Here is a 19,492-nt window from a genome sequence, read left to right as displayed (position 1 = left end):
AATTATCCGTCGCTATGAGGAAGCATCACCACTAAAACAAAGGGCAGTGTTTTCCTCCTCTATCTGCTCTGAACCACGGTTAAATCTTAAACCGTGCCACCAGTTGATTGAGCTGCTCGGCCAGACGGGCGATTTCACCACTGGACTGACGGGCTTCATCCGAGGCTGTGGCATTTTCCTGAGCAATCTGGCGCACGTTGACCACATTTTCGTTAATACTTTCAGCGACGGTACTTTGTTCCTCTGAGGCACTGGCGATTTGCATGTTCATATCATTGATGACGCCAATGGCATGCATAATGGCTTGCAGTGTGGCATTGGTTTCATCTGCCTGTTCAACACATGCCGCCGCCTGTTTTTTCCCCTGAGTCATCGCTTCTACGGTACTCTGCGTTCCTCTTTGCAATTGCTCAATAATATTCTGGATTTCCTGTGTTGAATCCTGTGTTCTTGACGCCAGTGAACGAACCTCATCAGCAACCACTGCAAATCCCCGTCCCTGATCTCCGGCCCGGGCTGCTTCTATCGCCGCGTTGAGAGCCAGTAGGTTAGTTTGTTCGGCGATGCCTCTGATTACATCCAGAATGGTACTGATGTTATGAACTTCCTGCTCAACTTCGCTGAGTTTCTCAGAAGACTGCGTGACGCTGTCTGACAGGGAATGGATGGCTGCAATGGTTCTTGCAACAACATTTGCCCCGGATTCGGCTTCCTGATTGGCCTTATCAGCCGCACTGGCTGCCTGTGATGCACTGTTGGCAACATCGTGGACAGTAACCGTCATCTCATTCATTGCGGTTGCTACCATTTCCGTCTCGGATTCCTGACGGACAATACTCTGGCTACTTTGCTCGGTGACTGCTGCCAGCTCTGTTGATGCTGATGCCAGTTCTGTGCTGGCTCCGGAAATTGTTGTAATCATCTGTTTCAGATTTGCAGCGGTATTCTGCACTGCAGCAAGCAGCAGACCGGTTTCATCTTTACTGGTTTTTCCGACATCAACGGTCAAATCACCCTGTGCCAGTTGGTTGGCGGCGTCTACAGCTTTGCGCACCGGTCTGGTAATTACGATAGTCAGAACATAAGACGCTGCAATGCCTAACAGAATTGCCAGCACAGACAGAAGCATAGTGATATTGATGCTCCTGTTGGTGTCGCTTTTGAGCTGCGGACCGATGGTATCCTGCTCCTGCATCACAGAGCGTTTGACATCTTCAACGTCTGATGCGATCTGAGGACCAACCTTATCCAAAGTGTCATGGATAATGGTATTGGTTTTTTTGATCAGATCCCGGAGGGTGTGCATATCGGCAATATAGCCACGATGTGCGTTCAGGAATGTATCCAATAGATTTTGCTGAGGAGTTCCCTGTAGATCCTGCTCAAGTGCGGCTATTTCGTCTTTGAGCTCCTGATCCATATTGGTTATCGCAATCGTAAAATCTTCATCTCGGCTGGTTTGAACATATCTGGAGACAAACAAGCGTCCGACCAGCATCCCCCGCTGAGCCTGACCAGCATGGTAAGTTAACTGATTGTCATTATTTTCATAGGCAATGTCGATGATTTGAGCGATTGCATTGCGCATTTCTTCACCGTGAGCTCCCTGTACCTTTTCCAGCTCACGCCTTTGTTTAGCCAGTTCGACGACCTGTTCAAAAGCATTTCTATAGGTCGTCATCAGGCGATCGACATTATTGATTAATTCTGCCCGTTGCGGAGACTGAATGTATTGTTGGGCTTCACCCAGAAAATCATCCATCTTTGCAAGGTATTCCTGATATTGGGTTAAGTCTCCGGTATCTCTGGTAATCAGAAAGTCTTTCACATTCATGCGAACCATCAGCATATTTGCCTGTAAACGACTTGAAAGATTTGTCTCCCGGGCTAATCCCCGATATTGCGCGATCCCATCACTGACTGCCTGCAAAGCAAGAATGCTTGCGCCTAAAACAATAGATAACAGGATTAGAACGACCGCAAATCCTGAACCGATTTTTAAACCCAGCCTTAGATCCCTAAACATAGTTTCACCTATCTGTCTGTTTTGATGATTTATTTTCTGACGTTGGTTTTTGGCAATTGAACACGTGCCAGAGTAAGAGATGACACACAGCTTGTGATATGAAGACCAATATACAAATTGTAGTATATTAACAACAGATCCGGAGGGTAAGATGCCACTCCAATGCCATATGCAATGGTACTTTGAACAAGGGAGTCGATCTCTGAGTACTAGCAGTTGAATGACCGGAGAGTCTTTTGTATGACGTTGTTGTATATATTACAACACGTCGTTTTATATATGTGCAACTTGTGGCTGTTCGCTTGGGTTTAGTGTGCTCTGTGTCTCATTTCGCAGATTCATTCATATTGTCTTTTGTCAAAATCAGCAACTACTTCCTACACTGTTATTGGTTTTGTAAATATAAGACACAGTTTTTAGGTTGATTGAGCAATGGCACAGGTTTGTATTCTCAGTGAACCGGACAAATTCTCATATTCACAATAACAACTAAGTTGGCAACAATAACAAAAAAGGCTGGACGATGGGGAACAGGCAGGTTCGACAAATCGGAAAACGTTCTTTGGGATTAGTTATACTGGTCATGTTGACCTCAGCATTGTGGGGATGTTCTTCCCCCTATGCTCCCATCCACAGTCAATATCTTACAACATTCAAGAATGAGAATTATCAACCGTTATACCATACCGGAGAAAATGCGGTGCTGTTTATGCTGCATGGGATGTGTTATCACGGTAATGGCTGGGCAACTGAACATGTCAACCGCATTGCTGCCACTTTAGACGGCGTTGCTGATCAAATTGACAATGGGGATAGTGCCTTTCTGTTTGATGAATATCTGATTTCCCGCGAAGACTATCACCTGAGGGTCTTTGCGCTGAAAAGTTACAATCAGGTTTATCCGACCGAGCCATGGGAAACGGATGAACTGAAAACAGCCAGTCTGAATAAAAGTATTAAAGACTCACTGGTCAGCGACTGTCTGGGTGATGTGGTCGCATACGCTTCACCGGATTATGGCCCGCAACTGCGGAAGAATCTGCTCAGTGCACTGAATCTGGCGGCACAAAAAGTCATTCATGATTATGAAATTCCGGATCGGGTGTTTTTCCTTTCTGAAAGCCTCGGTAGTACGATGATGCGTGATGTCTTAGTCTGCGAGCAGCCGGGAGATGCATTTTTGCAACTGGCAGCGAAAACCGAGACGTTTTTTATGTCTTCCAACCAATTACCACTGCTGAACTTCCTTCATTCCTGTCAGCCGGATAAGTCACGGGCAGAAATGACAGGCGGAGCTCCACAACCCGTGAGAAAAGGTATTCTGGGTCTGATGGATTCTGTGAATCAACTCCGGGCGGCAAGAGAGACATCACTCCGGGCTTCTGGTGAAAGTCCGGTCATAACGCCATTAAAAGTTGTTGCATTCTCTGACCCGAATGATTTGCTCAGTTACCAGATTGACGTTGATAGTTTGGGTGATGAAAGTGCCAACGTTCTGAGTATCCCGGTCAGTAACAGTACTACTTACTTTGGCTGGTTCGCCAATCCGCTGAAAGTACATACTGGTTATCTGGAAAATGACAGCGTACTTAGATTGATGAGTTGTGGCAGCGAGGAGTGTCATTAAACCGAATCAGGGACAGTTGGTGACACCTCGATGGGGGACGAGGTGTCACTGGCTTCCTTTCTCGTCAGGGGCTTATTTTTTCGGTGTATAGATTGGCCCGGGGAAATGGGTGATTTTATCCCCCAGATCAACAATCTTTGCCGTCCCTTGTTGCGCCACCTGATCAATTCTTAGAATACTGTGCATCGGCAGATAGGTTCGTTCTACGCCGGTGAACTCATCTTTCAGCTTTTCATGGCTGGGATCAACGACAATCGATGTGTGTGTATCCCAGACAAAATCACCAATTTCAATAAAACCAAATAAATTGCTGGAAACCAGCTCTCTGACAAAGACTTCGTACTGTTTGCCTGCCTGAAAGAAAGTTACTTTAAATAATGGATTCTGTTGATTCATATGAATTTATGTGAATAAGTTGAATGTTTCAGATTATACCGATTCTCAATGGAAGTTGGCAATTTGGCTAGCTTACCTGAGACAGAAAAGGAGAAGCAAGGGGGCTTCTCTGATGATTACGGAGTCATCGCGGAAAAGGCAGTGGAGATATAATCATCTGCCAGATAGGTCTATGAGTATAAGATATAATGATAATAGATTGAAATTCCGGTGTTTTTCCCTGATGATGCGGCTCTCATCATATCCATCCTGCTATTTCTGAGATGCTTTGGGTATATAGTGTTTTTAAATCATATCTGACAAAACAATAAGTTACGGAATTATCCATCATGACAATCCACACATTGAAAAAAGGAATACATCGGATTTTTACTGGTCTGGTGCTCGGTGCTGCTATTTTTTCTTCTGCAACCACTTTAGCGACAGCATCTACCATTGAAGGTATTTTAAAATCGGGTGAGCTTAAGTTCTGTTTTGAAGCCGGATATGTACCATTTGAAATGACCAGTAAAGATGGACGATTTATTGGCTTTGATATTGATATCGCTAAACATATGGCCCGCTCGATCGATGTGAAATTCGTACCGGTAAATACGGCATGGGATGGTATTATTCCTACGCTGCAAACAAATAAGTGTGATTTTATCGGCGGGATGACCGTGACACCGAAACGTAACCTGAAGGTATCGTTTGCCGATGCTTACATGCAGATTGGTCAGACAGTATTACTTGCTCCGAAACTGAAGGGGAAAATCAGTAATTATCGTGAATTGAATCATGCCGGCTATACGGTGACAACTCAAATGGGAACCACTGGTGCCGAGGCAGCTAAGAAGTATTTGTCTAACGCGAAAGTCGATCTATATGAAACTTCTGCCGATGCAGTTCTTCAGGTTGCCAATGGCCGGGCCGACGCTTTTGTCTATGATTTACCATACAACGCCATGTATGCTTCACAACATGCAGACCGGGTTGTTCACCTGGATAGTGCATTCACTTTTGAACCATTGGCCTGGGCGGTTCGTCAGGGTGATGCTGAGTTTGTGAACTTTCTGAATAACTATTTAAAACAGATCCGGGGTGATGGTACATATGAACGGATTTACAACAAATGGTTCAAGTCTGACCAATGGATGAAAAACGTTCAGTAATAAGGTGTCCGTATACTGTTTTATAAAGTATCTGATTCTCTGAATTTCCCTCGGATCATGAACTTAGCCGGGACGCTTCCAACAGGTTGTTTCCCGGGCAATCCATTCTATAAACGCTTTGATTCTGGGACGGTTTTCCTGTCCGTGCGGGCAGATCAGATCATAACCGTATTCTGCCCGGATCTGCTCAAACGGAGCGATCAATTCTCCGGCAGATAACTCATTTTCTACCAGAGATAAACGAGCCATCGCAAAGCCCATACCGGACTTGGCTGCAATGGTTGCCATATTGGAATGATTGATGATGCAATGATTCTGCATGACATCCAGCTCTCGCCATTCCGGGTTTGACTGCTGACGCATCCAGTGCTGCCATTCACTCTGAGGTTCATCAAATTCAAGAGATTCGCTGCTATGTATGAAGGTCGCCCGGGACAGATCGTTACCGTCTGGCCCATGAGCATGCAGTTGTTGATAGTAGTCAGGGCTGCAAACGGGCGTGAGGTATTCCTCATAAAGTGGCTGGCAGTGGAAACCGGGATGATGTCCGTCACTGTAGTAGATCGCCAGATCGACGGGCTCGTGTTGAAAATTGAGCCGGCTTCCTTTGACCCTGATTTTGAGGTTCAGAGATGGATAAAGCTGCTGAAAAGACGGCAGACGGGGGAGTAGCCAGGTCTGGGCAAACGTCGGAGCAACCCCGATGTATAATTCTCCCCGTAACTCATTAAAGCGAATATCTTCTACTTCAGAAAAGATTAAATCAAAAGACTGATTTAGCGCATGCAGTAACCGTTCACCTTCTTCGGTCAGTTCCAGTTTCCGGGTCAGACGGATAAACAAAGAGAAGCCGAGTTGCTGTTCCAGGCCTTTAATCCGCTGACTGACTGCTCCCTGCGAAATACATAATTCCTCCGCAGCACGGGTAAAGCTGAGAAACTTCGCCGCAATACTGAAGGTATGCATGTTGGTGAGAAGTAATTGTTTTCTGTCCACAGGCAATTCCCCGATGGATTAGTCTGCCTAATTTATAACAACTTTTATTTGGTTTGTTGAGCCTGTTTTTTCGATCTTTAATCAGAGAGGCTTATTTATACCCACAAGACACAGGATAAAAACAATGAAACAAGGTCTGAAAATTACCGTTATTGGTGCGGGTTCCAGTTATACGCCTGAGCTGATTGAAGGATTAATTGCCCGTCGGACAGAACTGCCCATCCGCGAGCTGTGGCTGGTGGATATTGAAGAGGGGCGTGAGAAAGTTAATATCATTGCTGATTTGACCCGTAGAATGCTCCAGCGGCATGACATGGCGCATGTTGATGTTCATGTCACACTGGATCGGATTCCGGCCCTGAAAAATGCTGATTTTATTTGTTCTCAGTTCCGGGCCGGCTGCCTTGAAGGCCGGATCCGTGATGAACGAATTTCGATGAAGTATGGGATGATTGGTCAGGAAACCAACGGGTTAGGTGGTTTTGCCAATGCCTGCCGGACGATTCCTGTGACACTGGATATCTGTAAAGAGATCGAGATGTACTGTCCTGATGCCTGGCTGCTGAACTTTACCAATCCATCGGGAATGGTGACTGAAGCCATTCTGAAACATACGCAGGTCAAAGCGGTTGGTCTGTGTAATGTTCCGGTGATTATGCAAAAAGGTGTGGCCCGGATGCTGAACTGCGATGAGAGGGATGTTGTGATGCAGGTTGCCGGGCTGAATCATCTGATCTGGGCCAGGCAAATCCTGCACGACGGACAGGACAAATTGCAGTGGGTGATGGATGAAATTCTGCGGGGCAACGATTTGCTGGTACCGCATAACATTCCGCCGTTTGACTGGCCAGAAAAGTTGCTGCGTCAGATGGGGATGATTCCCTGTGCTTATCTGCGTTATTACTACACCAGTCAGGATATGCTGGAACAGGAACTCGGTGAAGCTGACGGAGAAGGTACCCGTGGTGAAGTGGTCAAAGCGATGGAAAAGCGGCTGTTCGATATTTACCGGAATCCTGAATTGAGTGAAAAACCACAGGAGCTGGAAAAGCGGGGCGGTCAGTACTATTCCGAAGCCGCCTGTGAACTGATGAGTGCGATTTATAACGATAAACGGACCATTATGCATGTAAATACCCGTAATAATGGCACGATCGCTGGATTACCGGATGACTGCGCGGTTGAAGTCAGTTCCGTGATTACCCGAAGTGGTCCGCTGCCACTGAATGTTGCACCATTTCCTGAAGATACGTTGCGCCTGATCCAGCTGATGAAAAGTTATGAATCTCTTACTGTTGAAGCGGCAGTCACCGGAGATCGCAATGCAGCCCATCGGGCACTGATACTGAATCCGATCGTAAATACCGGTACTATTCTGGAAGCTGCTCTGGACGAAACGATTCAGGCGAATCTGGATTATATGCCACAGTTTCGGTAAACAGACCGGTTGTATCACATTGATTCTGAGTCCCACGGCTAGCCGTGGGATTTCTCATGTTCAAGTAACCAGCGTTTTCGCTCCAGACCACCGGCGTAGCCGACCAGTTTTCCGTCTTTGCCGATCACCCGATGACACGGAATGATAATGGCAATCCGGTTATGTCCGTTGGCTGAAGCCACTGCACGGACCGCTGTTGGTTTGCCAATTCTCTCCGCCTGCTGTTGATAAGAAGCGGTTGCGCCGTATTCAATTTGCTGTAATGCCTGCCAGACTTGTTTCTGGAAGGGTGTTCCCGGTGAGTGAATCCTTACATCGAAATGCTTTCTCGTCCCGGCGAAATACTCAGTAATCTCCTGTTTTGCCTGACGGATATGATCATTTTCGCCACTGATAATGGTGGCAGAAAGGAGCCGTTGTAAATCCCGGAATTCGGTTTCCAGCATTCGTCGTTCGACAAACTCCAGCAGACAAATACCTTCGTCGGTTGCACAGACGAACATCGGCCCTAATGGTGTTGTAAAACGGTCAATCAGAATGACCTGGCTGTTTGCGCTTTGCTTTGGTGATTTTCCCATAACCTTCTTAAATGTATAACCAAATCCACTCAGGGATTCGTATCCCATCTCGTAGGCTGTGTCCATGAGTTTTTTTCCTTCTTTCAATTCTTCCAGTGCACAGTTGATGCGATACATACGCTGGAAGGTGTGGAAAGTCATGCCGTAGTGTTTTTTAAACCAGCGCCGGATAACTTCCGGACGTATCTGATTTTCTTTCAGCCGGGCGTCGGAGATTTTTTCTTTGGGATGCTGGCGTACCAGTTCAATCGCCTGAACAACAACTGGTGGCGCTTCACTGGCATTCTCTGTTGGTTTGCAAATCTTACAGGGACGATATCCGGCATCGAGCGCAGCTTTAAATGTGGTATAGAACTCAACGTTTTCTTTTTTCGGCTTGCGTGCCCGGCAGGTGGCAATACAGAATATCGAGGTCGTTTTCACTCCGACATAAAATGTGCCGACATAGCGAGGATCTTTAGCCAGTAAAGCCTGATAGTAATTTTCAATCTGTTCGGGGTTTTCTATTCTCTGTTCGTTTCCCGGCATAAATCATTATCTTTTGCTGTGTTGGATATAGCTACGGTACATGGAGACAGGAAAATATGACAACCGATAAATTGACAACTAATTTTTCTGGTGGGCATCCTGTCAGAAGATAAAGCGAAACGTCAGGCTGATGCGTTCTCCGGTTATTTTCTTGCTCTTATTGATGCCATGCCGCCAGTGGTGCTGGATCGGACCTTCCATGAGCAGCAGTGAACCATCGGCCGGAGTGATAGTAAAGCGATCCTGACCGTTGCGGTGCCTGAACTGTAGTGGCCTTGGGGTACCGAACGTTAACATTGCAACCACGGGATTTTGCCCCAGCTCCGGCTCGTTATCCGCATGCATTCCCATATTGTGCTGCCCGCTTTGATACCAGTTGCCCAGCACGGAATTAAATGAATATCCCGAAATTTCCTCGACGACGTTTTTTAGCTGCTGTAATAACGGCGGCCATGGTGTCGGCTCCAGCCTGACTTTTGAATAAGTGTATGCTTTATCACCGTACCAGCATTGCAGCCTGGGAGTTTTATAGTTCCGGCCAAATAAGCAGACATCGCCCTGATACCAGTTCAGCGATGTTTTCAAGCGTGAGAGTAATGTATCACTGTCTGTGATCAGATGTTCAATGTAGCGGAGTCTGCCATCCGGCAATTCGAAAACTTCAGGATTCGGGCTGGAAATGATCATGGCGAATGAAATTATCGATTTGAATAGCAAGTCTGGCGCTATAAAGCATGCTGGTGTGAGCATAGTGAATTTCAAGATGATCGGTCATCCCGGTGATTTTGGTCTCTTCAACGGTGACTGTTCCATCCGAAGGATGCTCATTACCTAATAAAACTGAGCGAATACCAAAAGCAAAGGTTCCGGCGATACTGCCGAGCTTCTGGGGAAAACGCCATTCATCTTCATGCTGCTGTAACCCGTAATCGGGTGAATTTCCCAGTATCGTTCCCAGCCCTATCTCCTGAATCTTGCCAATAATTGAAGCACCCTGAAGCGGAGAACCAATCGTGATGACATGAGAAATCTGAGTGTTGGATGGCTTACGGGCGGCAAGATAGTTTTTAATCATCAGCCCGCCCAGACTGTGACCAACCAAAATGTTTATACAGTCCTGATCCAGTGCTGCATCAATCGCACAGAAGAGTTTCTCGTCATCAATCGCAACGGTGTTGTAGCTGATGACCTCTGTTGTATAGCCGAGCTGATTCAGGCGCTGACGCAGTGGTTGCAGCGCGATGCCATGCATGTACAGGCCGTGGAGAAGGATGATTTTCATATGATCTTTCATGCCCGTGAATCAGGATATTGATAAGCATAGTATGGAGAGATGGATAAATGTGCAACATTGTTGGTCGACAAAGGCTGCGAATGTTCGGGTTAGTGATCATCATTCATAATTTGCCGCAGCAAATCACTCTCGTGCAGGGCGCGTTTGATTAAGGCATATCCGCCCATGGTGTCCTGACGCTGAAAGCGGGCCTGCTCGAGACGTAAATCTCCGGCGAAGCTGGGCAGCGCCTGACGCTGGATCTGTTCCAGAAGCAGAGGAAACAGGACCGGAGCGCTCTGAATGATTTCTCCGGCGAACAGGATTTTCTCTGGGTTAAATACATTGACCAGCATCCCCAGAACCTGACCGAGATGTTTGGCTGCCTGCTGAATCAGATGATTGGCAACAGAATCGCCCTGAACAGCGGCGGCACAAATCTGATCGATGGTGAGATTCTCTGCTGAAAGTGAGCTCTGGTGACCGCGTTGCAAAAGAGCTGCGGCTTGTTCAAGCAGTGCCTGATTGGATACGACAGTTTCGAGACAGCCAAAACTACCGCAGTGACACCGCTGGCCGAAAGGGTCGATCTGAACGTGTCCGATTTCACCGATTGGGCGGTGTCTGCCCAGCAATAGCTGTCCGTCGGTAATAATACCGGCTCCGACACCACTATGGATGCTAATCAGGATAAAGTCATCGCACTGGCGGGCTTCTCCCAGGTAGTATTCGGAGAGTGCTCTGGCACGGATGTCATTACCGATATAAACCGGTAACGCCAGATCTTCGAGGGCGGCTGATAATTTCAGACCGGCAATCTTATGATTGGGGGAATAATGGATCATTCCTGATGTCGGATCGACCAGACCCGCCATGGTGATGGCAATCGCAATCAGGCGGTGGGTGGCATATTGTGTCAAAAGCTGACAGATTTCATGCCGTAAGGTATCGACAATACCCTGTGTATCATGTTGCTCGATCGGAACCTGTTGCAGGTGATGGGTTGTCCCGGCCAGATCCATCAGGCTACATTGAATCACATCCCGCCCCAGGCGACAGGAAACAAAATAGAAATCCTGTTGATTTGTGGTCAGAGAGATTGCTGGCCGGCCACCGGTTGAGGCCTGTTGTTCAACTTCGGTGATTAGGTTATGGGCAAGAAGCTGACGGGTAATATTGGTAACGCTGGCCGGGGCAAGTGCACTCTGCTGGGCAATACTGACCCGGGAGATCGGGCCTTCCAGATCAATTAACTGATAGACCAGCGCCGCATTGACCTGCTTAAGCTGTTCATGATTGGTAACTCGCCCGCTACGTTTGACCATCTAGTACATATCCTTTGTCCACACACCATTGACCAGTGTGTTGATCACCTGATAGGCCGGGTCAAGTATGGTCAGATTCGCAATCAGTCCGGGACGGATTGCACCGAGCTGGTGATCCATGCCGATGGCCTGTGCCGGATAAAGCGTTGCCATCCGGAAAGCTTCTTCCTGTGGGATTTCTGCCTGTTCGATCAGCAAACGAATACCTTCATTCATGGTAAGTGCTGAACCACCTAAAGTACCATGCTCATCAACACATTGCCCGTCACGGATAAACACCTGTGTACCGCAGAAATCAAACTCGGTCATGTCTGATGGTGGTGTCGCAGCTGCTGTGGCGTCAGTGACCAGACAGAGTCGGTTGCCCATGATTTTCTTTGCGGTCCGGACATTGGCCCAGTGGACATGGTAACCATCGGCAATGATTCCTGCATGAACATTATCGTGATCAAATACCGCACCGACTACTCCGGGAGAGCGACCGTTTTCAATGGATGTCATCGCATTATAAAGGTGTGTGGCAAACGTGGCGCCCTGGGCAAATGCCCGGGATGCCTGCTCATAAGTGGCAGCAGTATGGCCGACACTGACGATGATGCCCGCTTTATGAAGCTGCCGCAGATGTTCTGTCTGATTCACTTCCGGAGCCAGGGTGATTTTTTTCAGCCACGGAGCCTGTTCAGCCAACCAGTTGATCATGTCGTTGTCCGGTTGGCGGAGTTGTTCAAGTGGATGAATTCCTTTGCGTAGCGGATTGGTGTAAGGACCTTCAAGATGCATACCCAGCACCTGATGCTGATGTTGTGACATATAATCTTTGGTGGCTTCTATAGCCTGATGAATAACATGGTCACTATCACTGATCAGTGTCGGCAGAAAACTCGTTGTGCCGGTTTGCAAATTGGTGAGATGCATGTGTTCCAGCGTTTCTACCGTTGGTGTGCTATTGAACATTACACCACCACAGCCGTTGAGTTGTAGATCGATGAAACCGGGAGACAGAATATGTCCGTGCAGATCGATCTGAGGAATGTCCTCAGGGAGTTCTGACTGGGGCACTAAAGCGTGAATTTTGTTTTCGCTGATCACGACCGCAGTCCCGACCAGTTTTTCATCGCCTGTCAAAATTTCACTGTGACATAGTGCGAACATCTATTCCGTTCCTCTAAATTTATCAATTTCAGCCGCCTCCAGTTGTTGGAAGTAGCGTAAAGTTTTGACTTTCAGTTCCATGGTTGCCGGTTCATCACAGATCAGAATACTCCGTGAGTGCAACTGCAATGCGGATAATGTCCATAAATGATTGACGCCGCCTTCAACGCCTGCCTGTACAGCCAGAGCTTTATTCGGGCCAGTTGCCAGAATTAAAACTTCTCTGGCATCCAGCAGTGTTCCGACGCCGACAGTTAATGCCATTTTCGGCACCTGACTGATATCGTTTTCGAAAAAGCGGGCGTTATCGAGTATGGTTTCCTGAGTCAGCGTTTTGATTCGGGTTCTGGATGATAAAGACGAGGCGGGTTCATTAAATGCGATATGTCCGTCGCTACCGACGCCGCCAAAGAATAGATGAATACCACCCAGTTGTTCGATAGCTGCTTCATAGGCCCGACATTCTGCCTCTAAATCAGTCGCCATGCCATTTAAAATATGGATATTTTGTTTTTGGATATCAATATGACTGAAAAAATTCTCAAACATGAAGTGATGATAGCTTTGGGGGTGTTCTGCCGGAAGTCCTACGTATTCATCCATGTTAAAAGTAACCACATGTTTAAAGCTGATTTCTCCTGCCTGATATAGCTGAATCAGCGACTGGTAGGTTGAAAGTGGGGTACTTCCTGTGGGCAGACCTAATACAAAAGGACGTTCAGCGGTCGGTTGGAATGCCCGGATTTTTTCCGCAATATAGTGTGCGGTCCAGCTTCCGACCTGTTGTTTATTTTTCAAAGGTAATAAACGCATTTTAGTTCTCCATACAACATCTCTTATCTCTGTTCTGTCTACTGTTGTCATTGCAAGAGCATTGACGTTGATCGATGGCTGATCACAGCATGAGTGGTTCAGAGTATACAACGGACTTATTTTATATTTTGAATAAACAGGGTAATTTGTGCAAATAAAATGCACAAAAATTTTGCATGGTTATCATTTTTGTGACATATATACTAGAGCTTAGTTTAAAGGATGAATTAAGATGTCAGTGTAGTGTACGAATCATGTGACGGAGGATGCAATGAACGTACTGGGGTATTTACAAAAACTTGGCAAGGCAATTATGTTGCCGATTGCCATTCTGCCGGTCGCCGCGATCTTATTGAGACTCGGACAACCGGATATGCTGAATATTGCTTTTATGGCTCAGGCGGGTGGGGCGATTTTCGGCCAGCTGCCTTTGCTGTTTGCGATTGGGATAGCAATCGGTCTTTCTCAGGGTGATGCAGGGGCTGCCGGTCTGGCCGGTGCCGTTGGGTATCTGGTGCTTACAGAAGCAGCAAAAACCATTAATGCTGATATTAATATGTCATTTTTTGGTGGTATTGTTGCCGGGGTTGTTGCCGGTCATGTTTATAACCGTTTTTATCAGACCAGTTTACCGGCTTACCTTGCGTTTTTTGGCGGAAAGCGTTTAGTACCGATAATGACCGGTTTAATTACTCTGATTCTGGCAGGTGTCAGTGGCGTTGTCTGGCCGGCGATTCAGCATGGTATCGACACATTTGGTCATACTGTTTCGCATTCCGGTGCCTGGGGAGAGTTTGTCTACGGGACGTTGAACCGTGCTTTAATTCCGGTTGGGTTGCATCATGTACTCAATTCCATTTTCTGGTTCGGGCTGGGAGAATGTACCAAAGTCACTTATGAACTGGCTGGTGGACTGCACAATTTGTGTGTTGCACCTGATATTGCCAGAACACTCAGTGTCGGCGGTGCGATTCCTTCCATTGACGGTAGTATGATTCAGGAAATTGCGGCTCAGACAACCCGGGGCGATCTGAATCGTTTCTTTGCCGGTGATCCGTCTGCCGGGGTTTTCATGACCGGCTATTTTCCGATCATGATGTTTGGATTGCCCGGTGCTGCGCTTGCGATGTATCTGGCGGCTCCGAAAGCCCGTCGTCCACAAGTGGGCGGGATTCTGCTTTCAGTGGCGTTGACTGCCTTTCTGACCGGGGTTACCGAGCCGATTGAATTCCTGTTCATGTTCCTGGCTCCGGTACTGTATGTAATTCATGCAATACTTACCGGCCTTTCACTGGTCATTACCAACTATCTGGGCATTCTGGACGGCTTTGGCTTCTCTGCCGGTCTGTTTGACTTTGTAATTAACTGGGGGCTGGCAACTAAACCTGCATTATTGATTGTGGTAGGTCTGTGCTTCAGTGTGATTTACTTCTGTGTCTTCTATTTTGCGATTCGCTGGTTTGATATTCAGACTCCCGGACGTGAGCAGGAGGAAGTCGCTTCTGTCGGTCGTTCTGCTGCCTCCAAGGATATTCAGGCACTGGCGAATGAATACATGCAGGCTTTGGGTGGACGGGAAAACCTGACTCAGATTGACTCATGTATTACCCGGCTACGTCTGTCGGTAAAAAATATGGGACAGATTGATGAAGTGCGGATTAAAGCTCTGGGAGCCAGTGGCATCGTGAAGCTGAACCGGACTGATTTACAGGTCGTTTTAGGTGCTCAGGCTGAGTTTATTGCCAATGCAATGCGGGAATAAGCATTTTTCAGTCTGACTTGATATCGAATAAAGAGCGTTGATTTTATCACGCTCTTTTTTCATTCTCTGAAATGACAGACTGTCGGACGTTAATTGATAAATATCAATGGTTGTTGTGCTTACCAACTAGGTGTCTGGTTGGATATGCTATTCTCTTGTTTCCAGATGAAGGAGTCTCATTCTATAGGGATATAGCAAGATGATTATATTAGGATTATCCAATAACGATTATGCTGGCGCCTGTATAATTAAAGACGGCCTGGTAACAGCAGCCGCTCATGAAGAGCGCTTTACCCGGGTGAAAGCACATAATGTTTTTCCATATCATGCAATGAATTATGTGCTGGCTGAGAATGAGATCGGTCTGGATAATGTTGATTACATTGCTTATGGCTGGAATGCCGGTTTTGATCCGGAAAGGTATTCTGAACTGTATTTCGACCGGATTGCTGAAGTTACACAAGATGAGTCTGAATATTTACCCTATCTCCATAAACGCTTAACGGATGAAGTCAATCATGACCGGCCTAAACGGGCAGAATTTGAATCCTTTATCCGGGAAAATCATTTAGACGGTAAAGTCCTTTATATCGAGCATCATGAATCTCATGCCCATGCTGCCTATCTCTGTTCTCCTTTTTCCCGGGCAATCGCTATTTCCTGTGACGGACGGGGAGATTTTCAGTCTTTGACTGTGACCCAATGTGAAGGCGATCATTTCGAAGTTTTACAGCGAGAATCGATGTTTGACAGTTTAGGTTATTTTTACGGACGTATTACCCAATTACTGGGATTTAAACCCAACTGCCATGAAGATAAAGTGACTGGTCTGGCATCTTACGGTGATCCGGAGAGGTTACTTTCTCTGATGGAAACACTGATCAATATTGATGAAGAAGGGCGAATCCGGGCCCATTTCGGCGAAGGTTACTTGCCGTCATATCATCATAATTATGAAATTCTTGAGCGGGCAATTTCCGGTGAAAAGCCGGAAGATGTTGCTGCTGCGGCACAGCGGCATTTAGAAAATATTCTGATGAAACTGATCCGGCAATATGTTGATCGTGAGCATCCGAATAATCTGTGCCTGGCCGGTGGTGTATTCGGTAATGTGAAACTGAATCAGAAATTACGCAGTATCGATGGAGTTGAAAATGTCTATATTCTGCCGTGTATGGGGGATGATGGGTTACCTTTGGGGGCTGCTGTTTGTGCCGTTCACCGGCTGAATGGTACACGTGTAAGCATGCCGACGATGAAGCTTGGCCCGGCAGTCGCAGAGAGTGATGGAATTATCCGCTATCTGGATGATAAGGCGGAGTTCTCTTACCTGCATCTCTCAGAAGACCAGACAATAATAGCAATACTGTTAGCTGCATTACATTCTGATTTGATTTCAGGAATTGTAAAAGGAAGGATGGAGTTTGGAGCAAGAGCACTCGGTAACCGTAGTGTTATATGTCGGGCTCAGGATTCTTCGGTCAATATTTGGCTGAATCAGAGAATGAAGCGTACGGAGTTTATGCCGTTTGCTCCAATGACAGCAGATATTTTTGCGACTGATTGTTATGTTGGCTGGCAGCCGGATCAGATTGCAGCACAATTTATAACGATGACTTACGACTGTACAACATATTTTAAGCACCGCTGCCCGGCCGTTACTGATATTGATGGTACTGCCAGACCACAGATCATTACCAAAGATTCTGACCCGTTTATGCATCAGTTACTCGTTGCATGGGAAGGTGTTTCAGGAGAACCCGGTCTTATCAATACTTCCCTGAATACGGGTGAAGAACCCATTGTCAATGAGTTCTGTCAGGCACTGTCGTATCTGGAGGAACAAGTGATTGATCTCTTAGTGTTTAATCATGATCTTGTGGTATGGCGGTCGGATGATCAGCATGTTGCTGCTGCTTTGCAAAATAATTCGTACAGTAATCAATAAAGTCAGCACGATTTAACGGTTTTGAGAAATGATATCCCTGGAATTCATCGACATCCATATTACACAGGGTCAGATACTCTTTTTCGTCTTCGATTCCTTCTGCTGTCACCTTAATCCCTAACTGATGTGACAGGGTGACAATGGCTGAGGTGAAGTAATACTGATTTTTAACCCGGTGAATATCGGTCACAAAAGTCCGGTCGATTTTGACTTTATCAAAATGAAGGTGTTTCAGATTGTACATTGATGACCAGCCTGTGCCGAAATCATCCAGCGCACAACGAATCCCGATTTCTTTCAGATTACGGATAATCGCATGACTCCGATCAATATTATCAAGGGTCATCGTTTCGGTAATTTCAAAAATAATTGATCTTAAGTCATCACGGTTATAGCCAAAAATCTCCTGTACCATGAGTGGCAGTCCATAATCAAACAAAGAGTCAGACAGATTGATGGAGATTTCTATATGCTGACGGCAAAAAGCCAGTTCCTGATTGAGCAGGGTCTGAACCTGATGCATGACCCACATTCCCAACTGCTTGCCTAAACCTGATTTTTCAGCAATAGAGATCAGATATTCAGGATAGATTTCACCATAGTCCGGATGTGTCCAGCGGATGAGTGCTTCTCCGCCCAGGTAGTCTGATGTGCTGTTCATCACGATGGGCTGGAAAACCAGGCTGAGCTGTGTCTGCTGTTTTTGGGTCAGCAAATCGTTGAGATCGTCGGTGAGTTTTCTGCGTTTCTGATGTTCGGCGTCAAAAGCCGGATCGAAAAATACAATGGCTGCGGAATTCTGCCTTTTCTGCGCGATATTTAATGCCAGATCCGCATTATTCAGGACCAGTTTTTCTTGCTTACTGTTTGTTGACGCGGACGGGATGTCCTGACTGGAGGCAATTCCCATGGACAGACTCATGCGTTTGGCCGGGTCCATTTTTTTGATACTGCTATCCAGCTTCACCCAAAGTTTTTCGGCAAATGATTTGATGTCAAAATCCTCCCGCGGGATTAGTACGGCAAATTCATCGGCTCCCAGTCTTGCACAGGTTAATCCGTAAGGCTGGCAATAACGATTCAGTTGGATTGCAAATTCTTTAAGCAAACCATCCCCATATTCATAGCTGATACGGTCATTGAGTTCTTTAAAACCATGAATATCAAGTAAAATCAATGTGATGGACGGATGAGTGTCACGGCGTTTGATTTCATTGAGCAGATAGTTTCGGTTGTGTAGCCCGGTTAACGGGTCATTCCAGGCGAGAAACTGCTGGGCTTTACTATCTTTGTAAACCTGATATGCAAGATAAAGTAAAAAGATGAAAATCACAGCGATAAAATACATACTTTCATCTTTGTTTTTTACGATTTCAACACTTTTCTGGGCTGTGTGCCAGCCGGTCAGACTTTCCACGACCAGATCCCGGATATCAACCGAGATGGGACCGAACTCGACCAGCATGGTTTTCAACTGGTTAATATCGTCATGGATGACTGCTGATTCGTATTTTTTTAAGGTGTTAAACGCATGTTCAACAATTTCTCCGGCATTGAGTTTCTGTTTTGACACTTGTGTTTCGTCGCTCATCAGAAACATCTGATAGCGACTCCATAAAATGTCATATTTCAGGTTTAACGCATGACTGGAGGTATCCGTACCGGTGACCCGTCTTTCCAGCTGTTGCATGAAATCAAGGGTTTCCAGTTCGGTTTTTGTCAGTACCCAGGCAGAGATCTGTGTGTACCGGGTTAATAGGTTATAGGAGTCTTCCAGTTTAATTACTGTCCAGACACTAAAAAACAGTGCCAGTCCAATCAGCGCAATGAGCCCAAAAATCTTTTTATTTATCATCATTATACCTGCATAAATATCTTATTCAGGAATGATTTCAATCTTGGAAACCTGCCATACCATTCTGCTGTGAAGAACGTCATTATCCAGCTCATTATGTGAGGATAGGGGATAGATAACCCAGGATGGACCCTGCTCTCTGACTGACATATATTCGCCATCCTTTTTGATAGCCAGAATAGGCTGATAACGTTCTATGTCGGCATAAGGGATTAATGACCAGTAATTGTTTAATGCTGAAACTTTAAATTGCCAGTCTGCGGGCATGTTGACGAGTTCGGCTATTTTTTTCAGGGAAATGCCTTCAAATATTGTGTGTGGCCTGGTCCATGGTGTGTCTGTTGTGATCTTGCTGTCACTCATCTGTTCAAGCTGGTTGAGTGAATAGCTTAGTGTTTTATTCTGATAGGTGATGGTGAGAACAGGCGACTCTTGTGTGCCAGACCAGACACTGGCAGAACAAAAAAGAGTCATTATATACAGAAGTGGCAGCGTGCTGAGTCGGACGATCTTCCGGATACTTTTTTTCATAGGGTTACCTTGATTTACGTTATTTCCTGTGAAACTGACATATCCCGATTCAGTTGATCTATTTATTTGTTTTCTTTTATTGTATGTAGACAA

At 46.2% G+C, this 19,492-nt stretch carries 16 protein-coding genes; 5 read left to right on the top strand and 11 right to left on the bottom strand.

Annotation, left to right across the window (positions count from 1 at the left end):
* Positions 1–79 precede the first annotated feature (79 nt).
* Positions 80–2,026, bottom strand: coding sequence for a HAMP domain-containing methyl-accepting chemotaxis protein (locus OCU74_RS10080; protein WP_087479603.1), 1,947 nt, complete (start codon positions 2,024–2,026; stop codon positions 80–82).
* A gap of 562 nt (positions 2,027–2,588) precedes the next feature.
* Here OCU74_RS10080 and OCU74_RS10075 point away from each other — a divergent pair.
* A complete protein-coding gene (locus OCU74_RS10075; RefSeq protein WP_143693107.1) occupies positions 2,589–3,653 on the top strand; it encodes a hypothetical protein in 1,065 nt (354 codons plus the stop codon).
* A gap of 72 nt (positions 3,654–3,725) precedes the next feature.
* Here OCU74_RS10075 and OCU74_RS10070 read toward each other — a convergent pair whose 3' ends face one another.
* The gene (locus OCU74_RS10070) at positions 3,726–4,049 is read right to left on the bottom strand and encodes a DUF1820 family protein (RefSeq protein WP_087479601.1); all 324 of its coding nucleotides are present in this window, start codon (positions 4,047–4,049) and stop codon (positions 3,726–3,728) included.
* A gap of 329 nt (positions 4,050–4,378) precedes the next feature.
* On the opposite strand from OCU74_RS10070, the gene OCU74_RS10065 reads away from it, so the two are divergent.
* Complete coding sequence (locus tag OCU74_RS10065) at positions 4,379–5,200, top strand: transporter substrate-binding domain-containing protein (protein ID WP_087479600.1); 822 nt, start codon at positions 4,379–4,381, stop codon at positions 5,198–5,200.
* A gap of 63 nt (positions 5,201–5,263) precedes the next feature.
* On the opposite strand, the gene OCU74_RS10060 is transcribed toward OCU74_RS10065, so the two are convergent.
* Positions 5,264–6,196 carry a LysR substrate-binding domain-containing protein gene (locus OCU74_RS10060; protein ID WP_087479599.1) on the bottom strand — a complete coding sequence of 311 codons (933 nt, stop codon included), beginning with the start codon at positions 6,194–6,196 and terminating at the stop codon, positions 5,264–5,266.
* A 124-nt stretch (positions 6,197–6,320) separates the two neighbouring features.
* On the opposite strand from OCU74_RS10060, the gene OCU74_RS10055 reads away from it, so the two are divergent.
* Positions 6,321–7,634 (top strand): 6-phospho-beta-glucosidase, encoded by a 1,314-nt coding sequence (locus tag OCU74_RS10055; protein ID WP_087479598.1) that lies wholly within the window; start codon positions 6,321–6,323, stop codon positions 7,632–7,634.
* Between the two features lie 38 nt (positions 7,635–7,672).
* Here OCU74_RS10055 and OCU74_RS22135 read toward each other — a convergent pair whose 3' ends face one another.
* The 6 genes from OCU74_RS22135 to nagB all read right to left on the bottom strand — a co-directional run bounded on the left by OCU74_RS22135 (position 7,673) and on the right by nagB (position 13,303).
* The gene (locus OCU74_RS22135; protein WP_087479597.1) at positions 7,673–8,740 is read right to left on the bottom strand and encodes a bifunctional transcriptional activator/DNA repair enzyme AdaA; all 1,068 of its coding nucleotides are present in this window, start codon (positions 8,738–8,740) and stop codon (positions 7,673–7,675) included.
* Between the two features lie 102 nt (positions 8,741–8,842).
* Positions 8,843–9,427 carry an alpha-ketoglutarate-dependent dioxygenase AlkB family protein gene (locus tag OCU74_RS10045; RefSeq protein WP_159457382.1) on the bottom strand — a complete coding sequence of 195 codons (585 nt, stop codon included), beginning with the start codon at positions 9,425–9,427 and terminating at the stop codon, positions 8,843–8,845.
* Positions 9,402–10,022 (bottom strand): PGAP1-like alpha/beta domain-containing protein, encoded by a 621-nt coding sequence (locus OCU74_RS10040; RefSeq protein WP_087480105.1) that lies wholly within the window; start codon positions 10,020–10,022, stop codon positions 9,402–9,404. The genes OCU74_RS10045 and OCU74_RS10040 overlap by 26 nt, the downstream gene beginning before the upstream one ends.
* A 101-nt stretch (positions 10,023–10,123) precedes the next feature.
* Positions 10,124–11,338: an ROK family protein gene (locus OCU74_RS10035; RefSeq protein ID WP_087479595.1), complete on the bottom strand. Its 1,215-nt coding sequence runs from the start codon at positions 11,336–11,338 to the stop codon at positions 10,124–10,126.
* Entirely contained in the window at positions 11,339–12,490 is a 1,152-nt protein-coding gene (gene nagA / locus OCU74_RS10030; protein ID WP_087479594.1) for an N-acetylglucosamine-6-phosphate deacetylase, read from the bottom strand.
* Positions 12,491–13,303, bottom strand: a complete 813-nt coding sequence (gene nagB / locus OCU74_RS10025; RefSeq protein ID WP_087479593.1) for a glucosamine-6-phosphate deaminase — start codon at positions 13,301–13,303, stop codon at positions 12,491–12,493.
* A gap of 271 nt (positions 13,304–13,574) precedes the next feature.
* Between nagB and nagE the strand changes: the two genes are divergently transcribed.
* Together nagE and OCU74_RS10015 are read left to right on the top strand one after the other, a co-directional pair.
* On the top strand, positions 13,575–15,065 hold the full coding sequence (nagE, locus tag OCU74_RS10020; protein ID WP_087479592.1) for an N-acetylglucosamine-specific PTS transporter subunit IIBC: 1,491 nt from the start codon (positions 13,575–13,577) through the stop codon (positions 15,063–15,065).
* Between the two features lie 199 nt (positions 15,066–15,264).
* Entirely contained in the window at positions 15,265–17,013 is a 1,749-nt protein-coding gene (locus OCU74_RS10015; RefSeq protein ID WP_087479591.1) for a carbamoyltransferase N-terminal domain-containing protein, read from the top strand.
* On the opposite strand, the gene OCU74_RS10010 is transcribed toward OCU74_RS10015, so the two are convergent.
* Positions 16,931–18,871, bottom strand: coding sequence for a putative bifunctional diguanylate cyclase/phosphodiesterase (locus OCU74_RS10010; RefSeq protein WP_087479590.1), 1,941 nt, complete (start codon positions 18,869–18,871; stop codon positions 16,931–16,933). The genes OCU74_RS10015 and OCU74_RS10010 overlap by 83 nt on opposite strands.
* An 18-nt stretch (positions 18,872–18,889) precedes the next feature.
* Positions 18,890–19,399 carry an oxidoreductase gene (locus tag OCU74_RS10005; protein ID WP_234993527.1) on the bottom strand — a complete coding sequence of 170 codons (510 nt, stop codon included), beginning with the start codon at positions 19,397–19,399 and terminating at the stop codon, positions 18,890–18,892.
* Positions 19,400–19,492: the final 93 nt, after the last annotated feature.

The organism is Vibrio mangrovi (assembly GCF_024346955.1).
In the GTDB taxonomy this organism is placed as follows: domain Bacteria; phylum Pseudomonadota; class Gammaproteobacteria; order Enterobacterales; family Vibrionaceae; genus Vibrio; species Vibrio mangrovi.
This window is presented reverse-complemented; position numbering and strand designations above follow the sequence as displayed.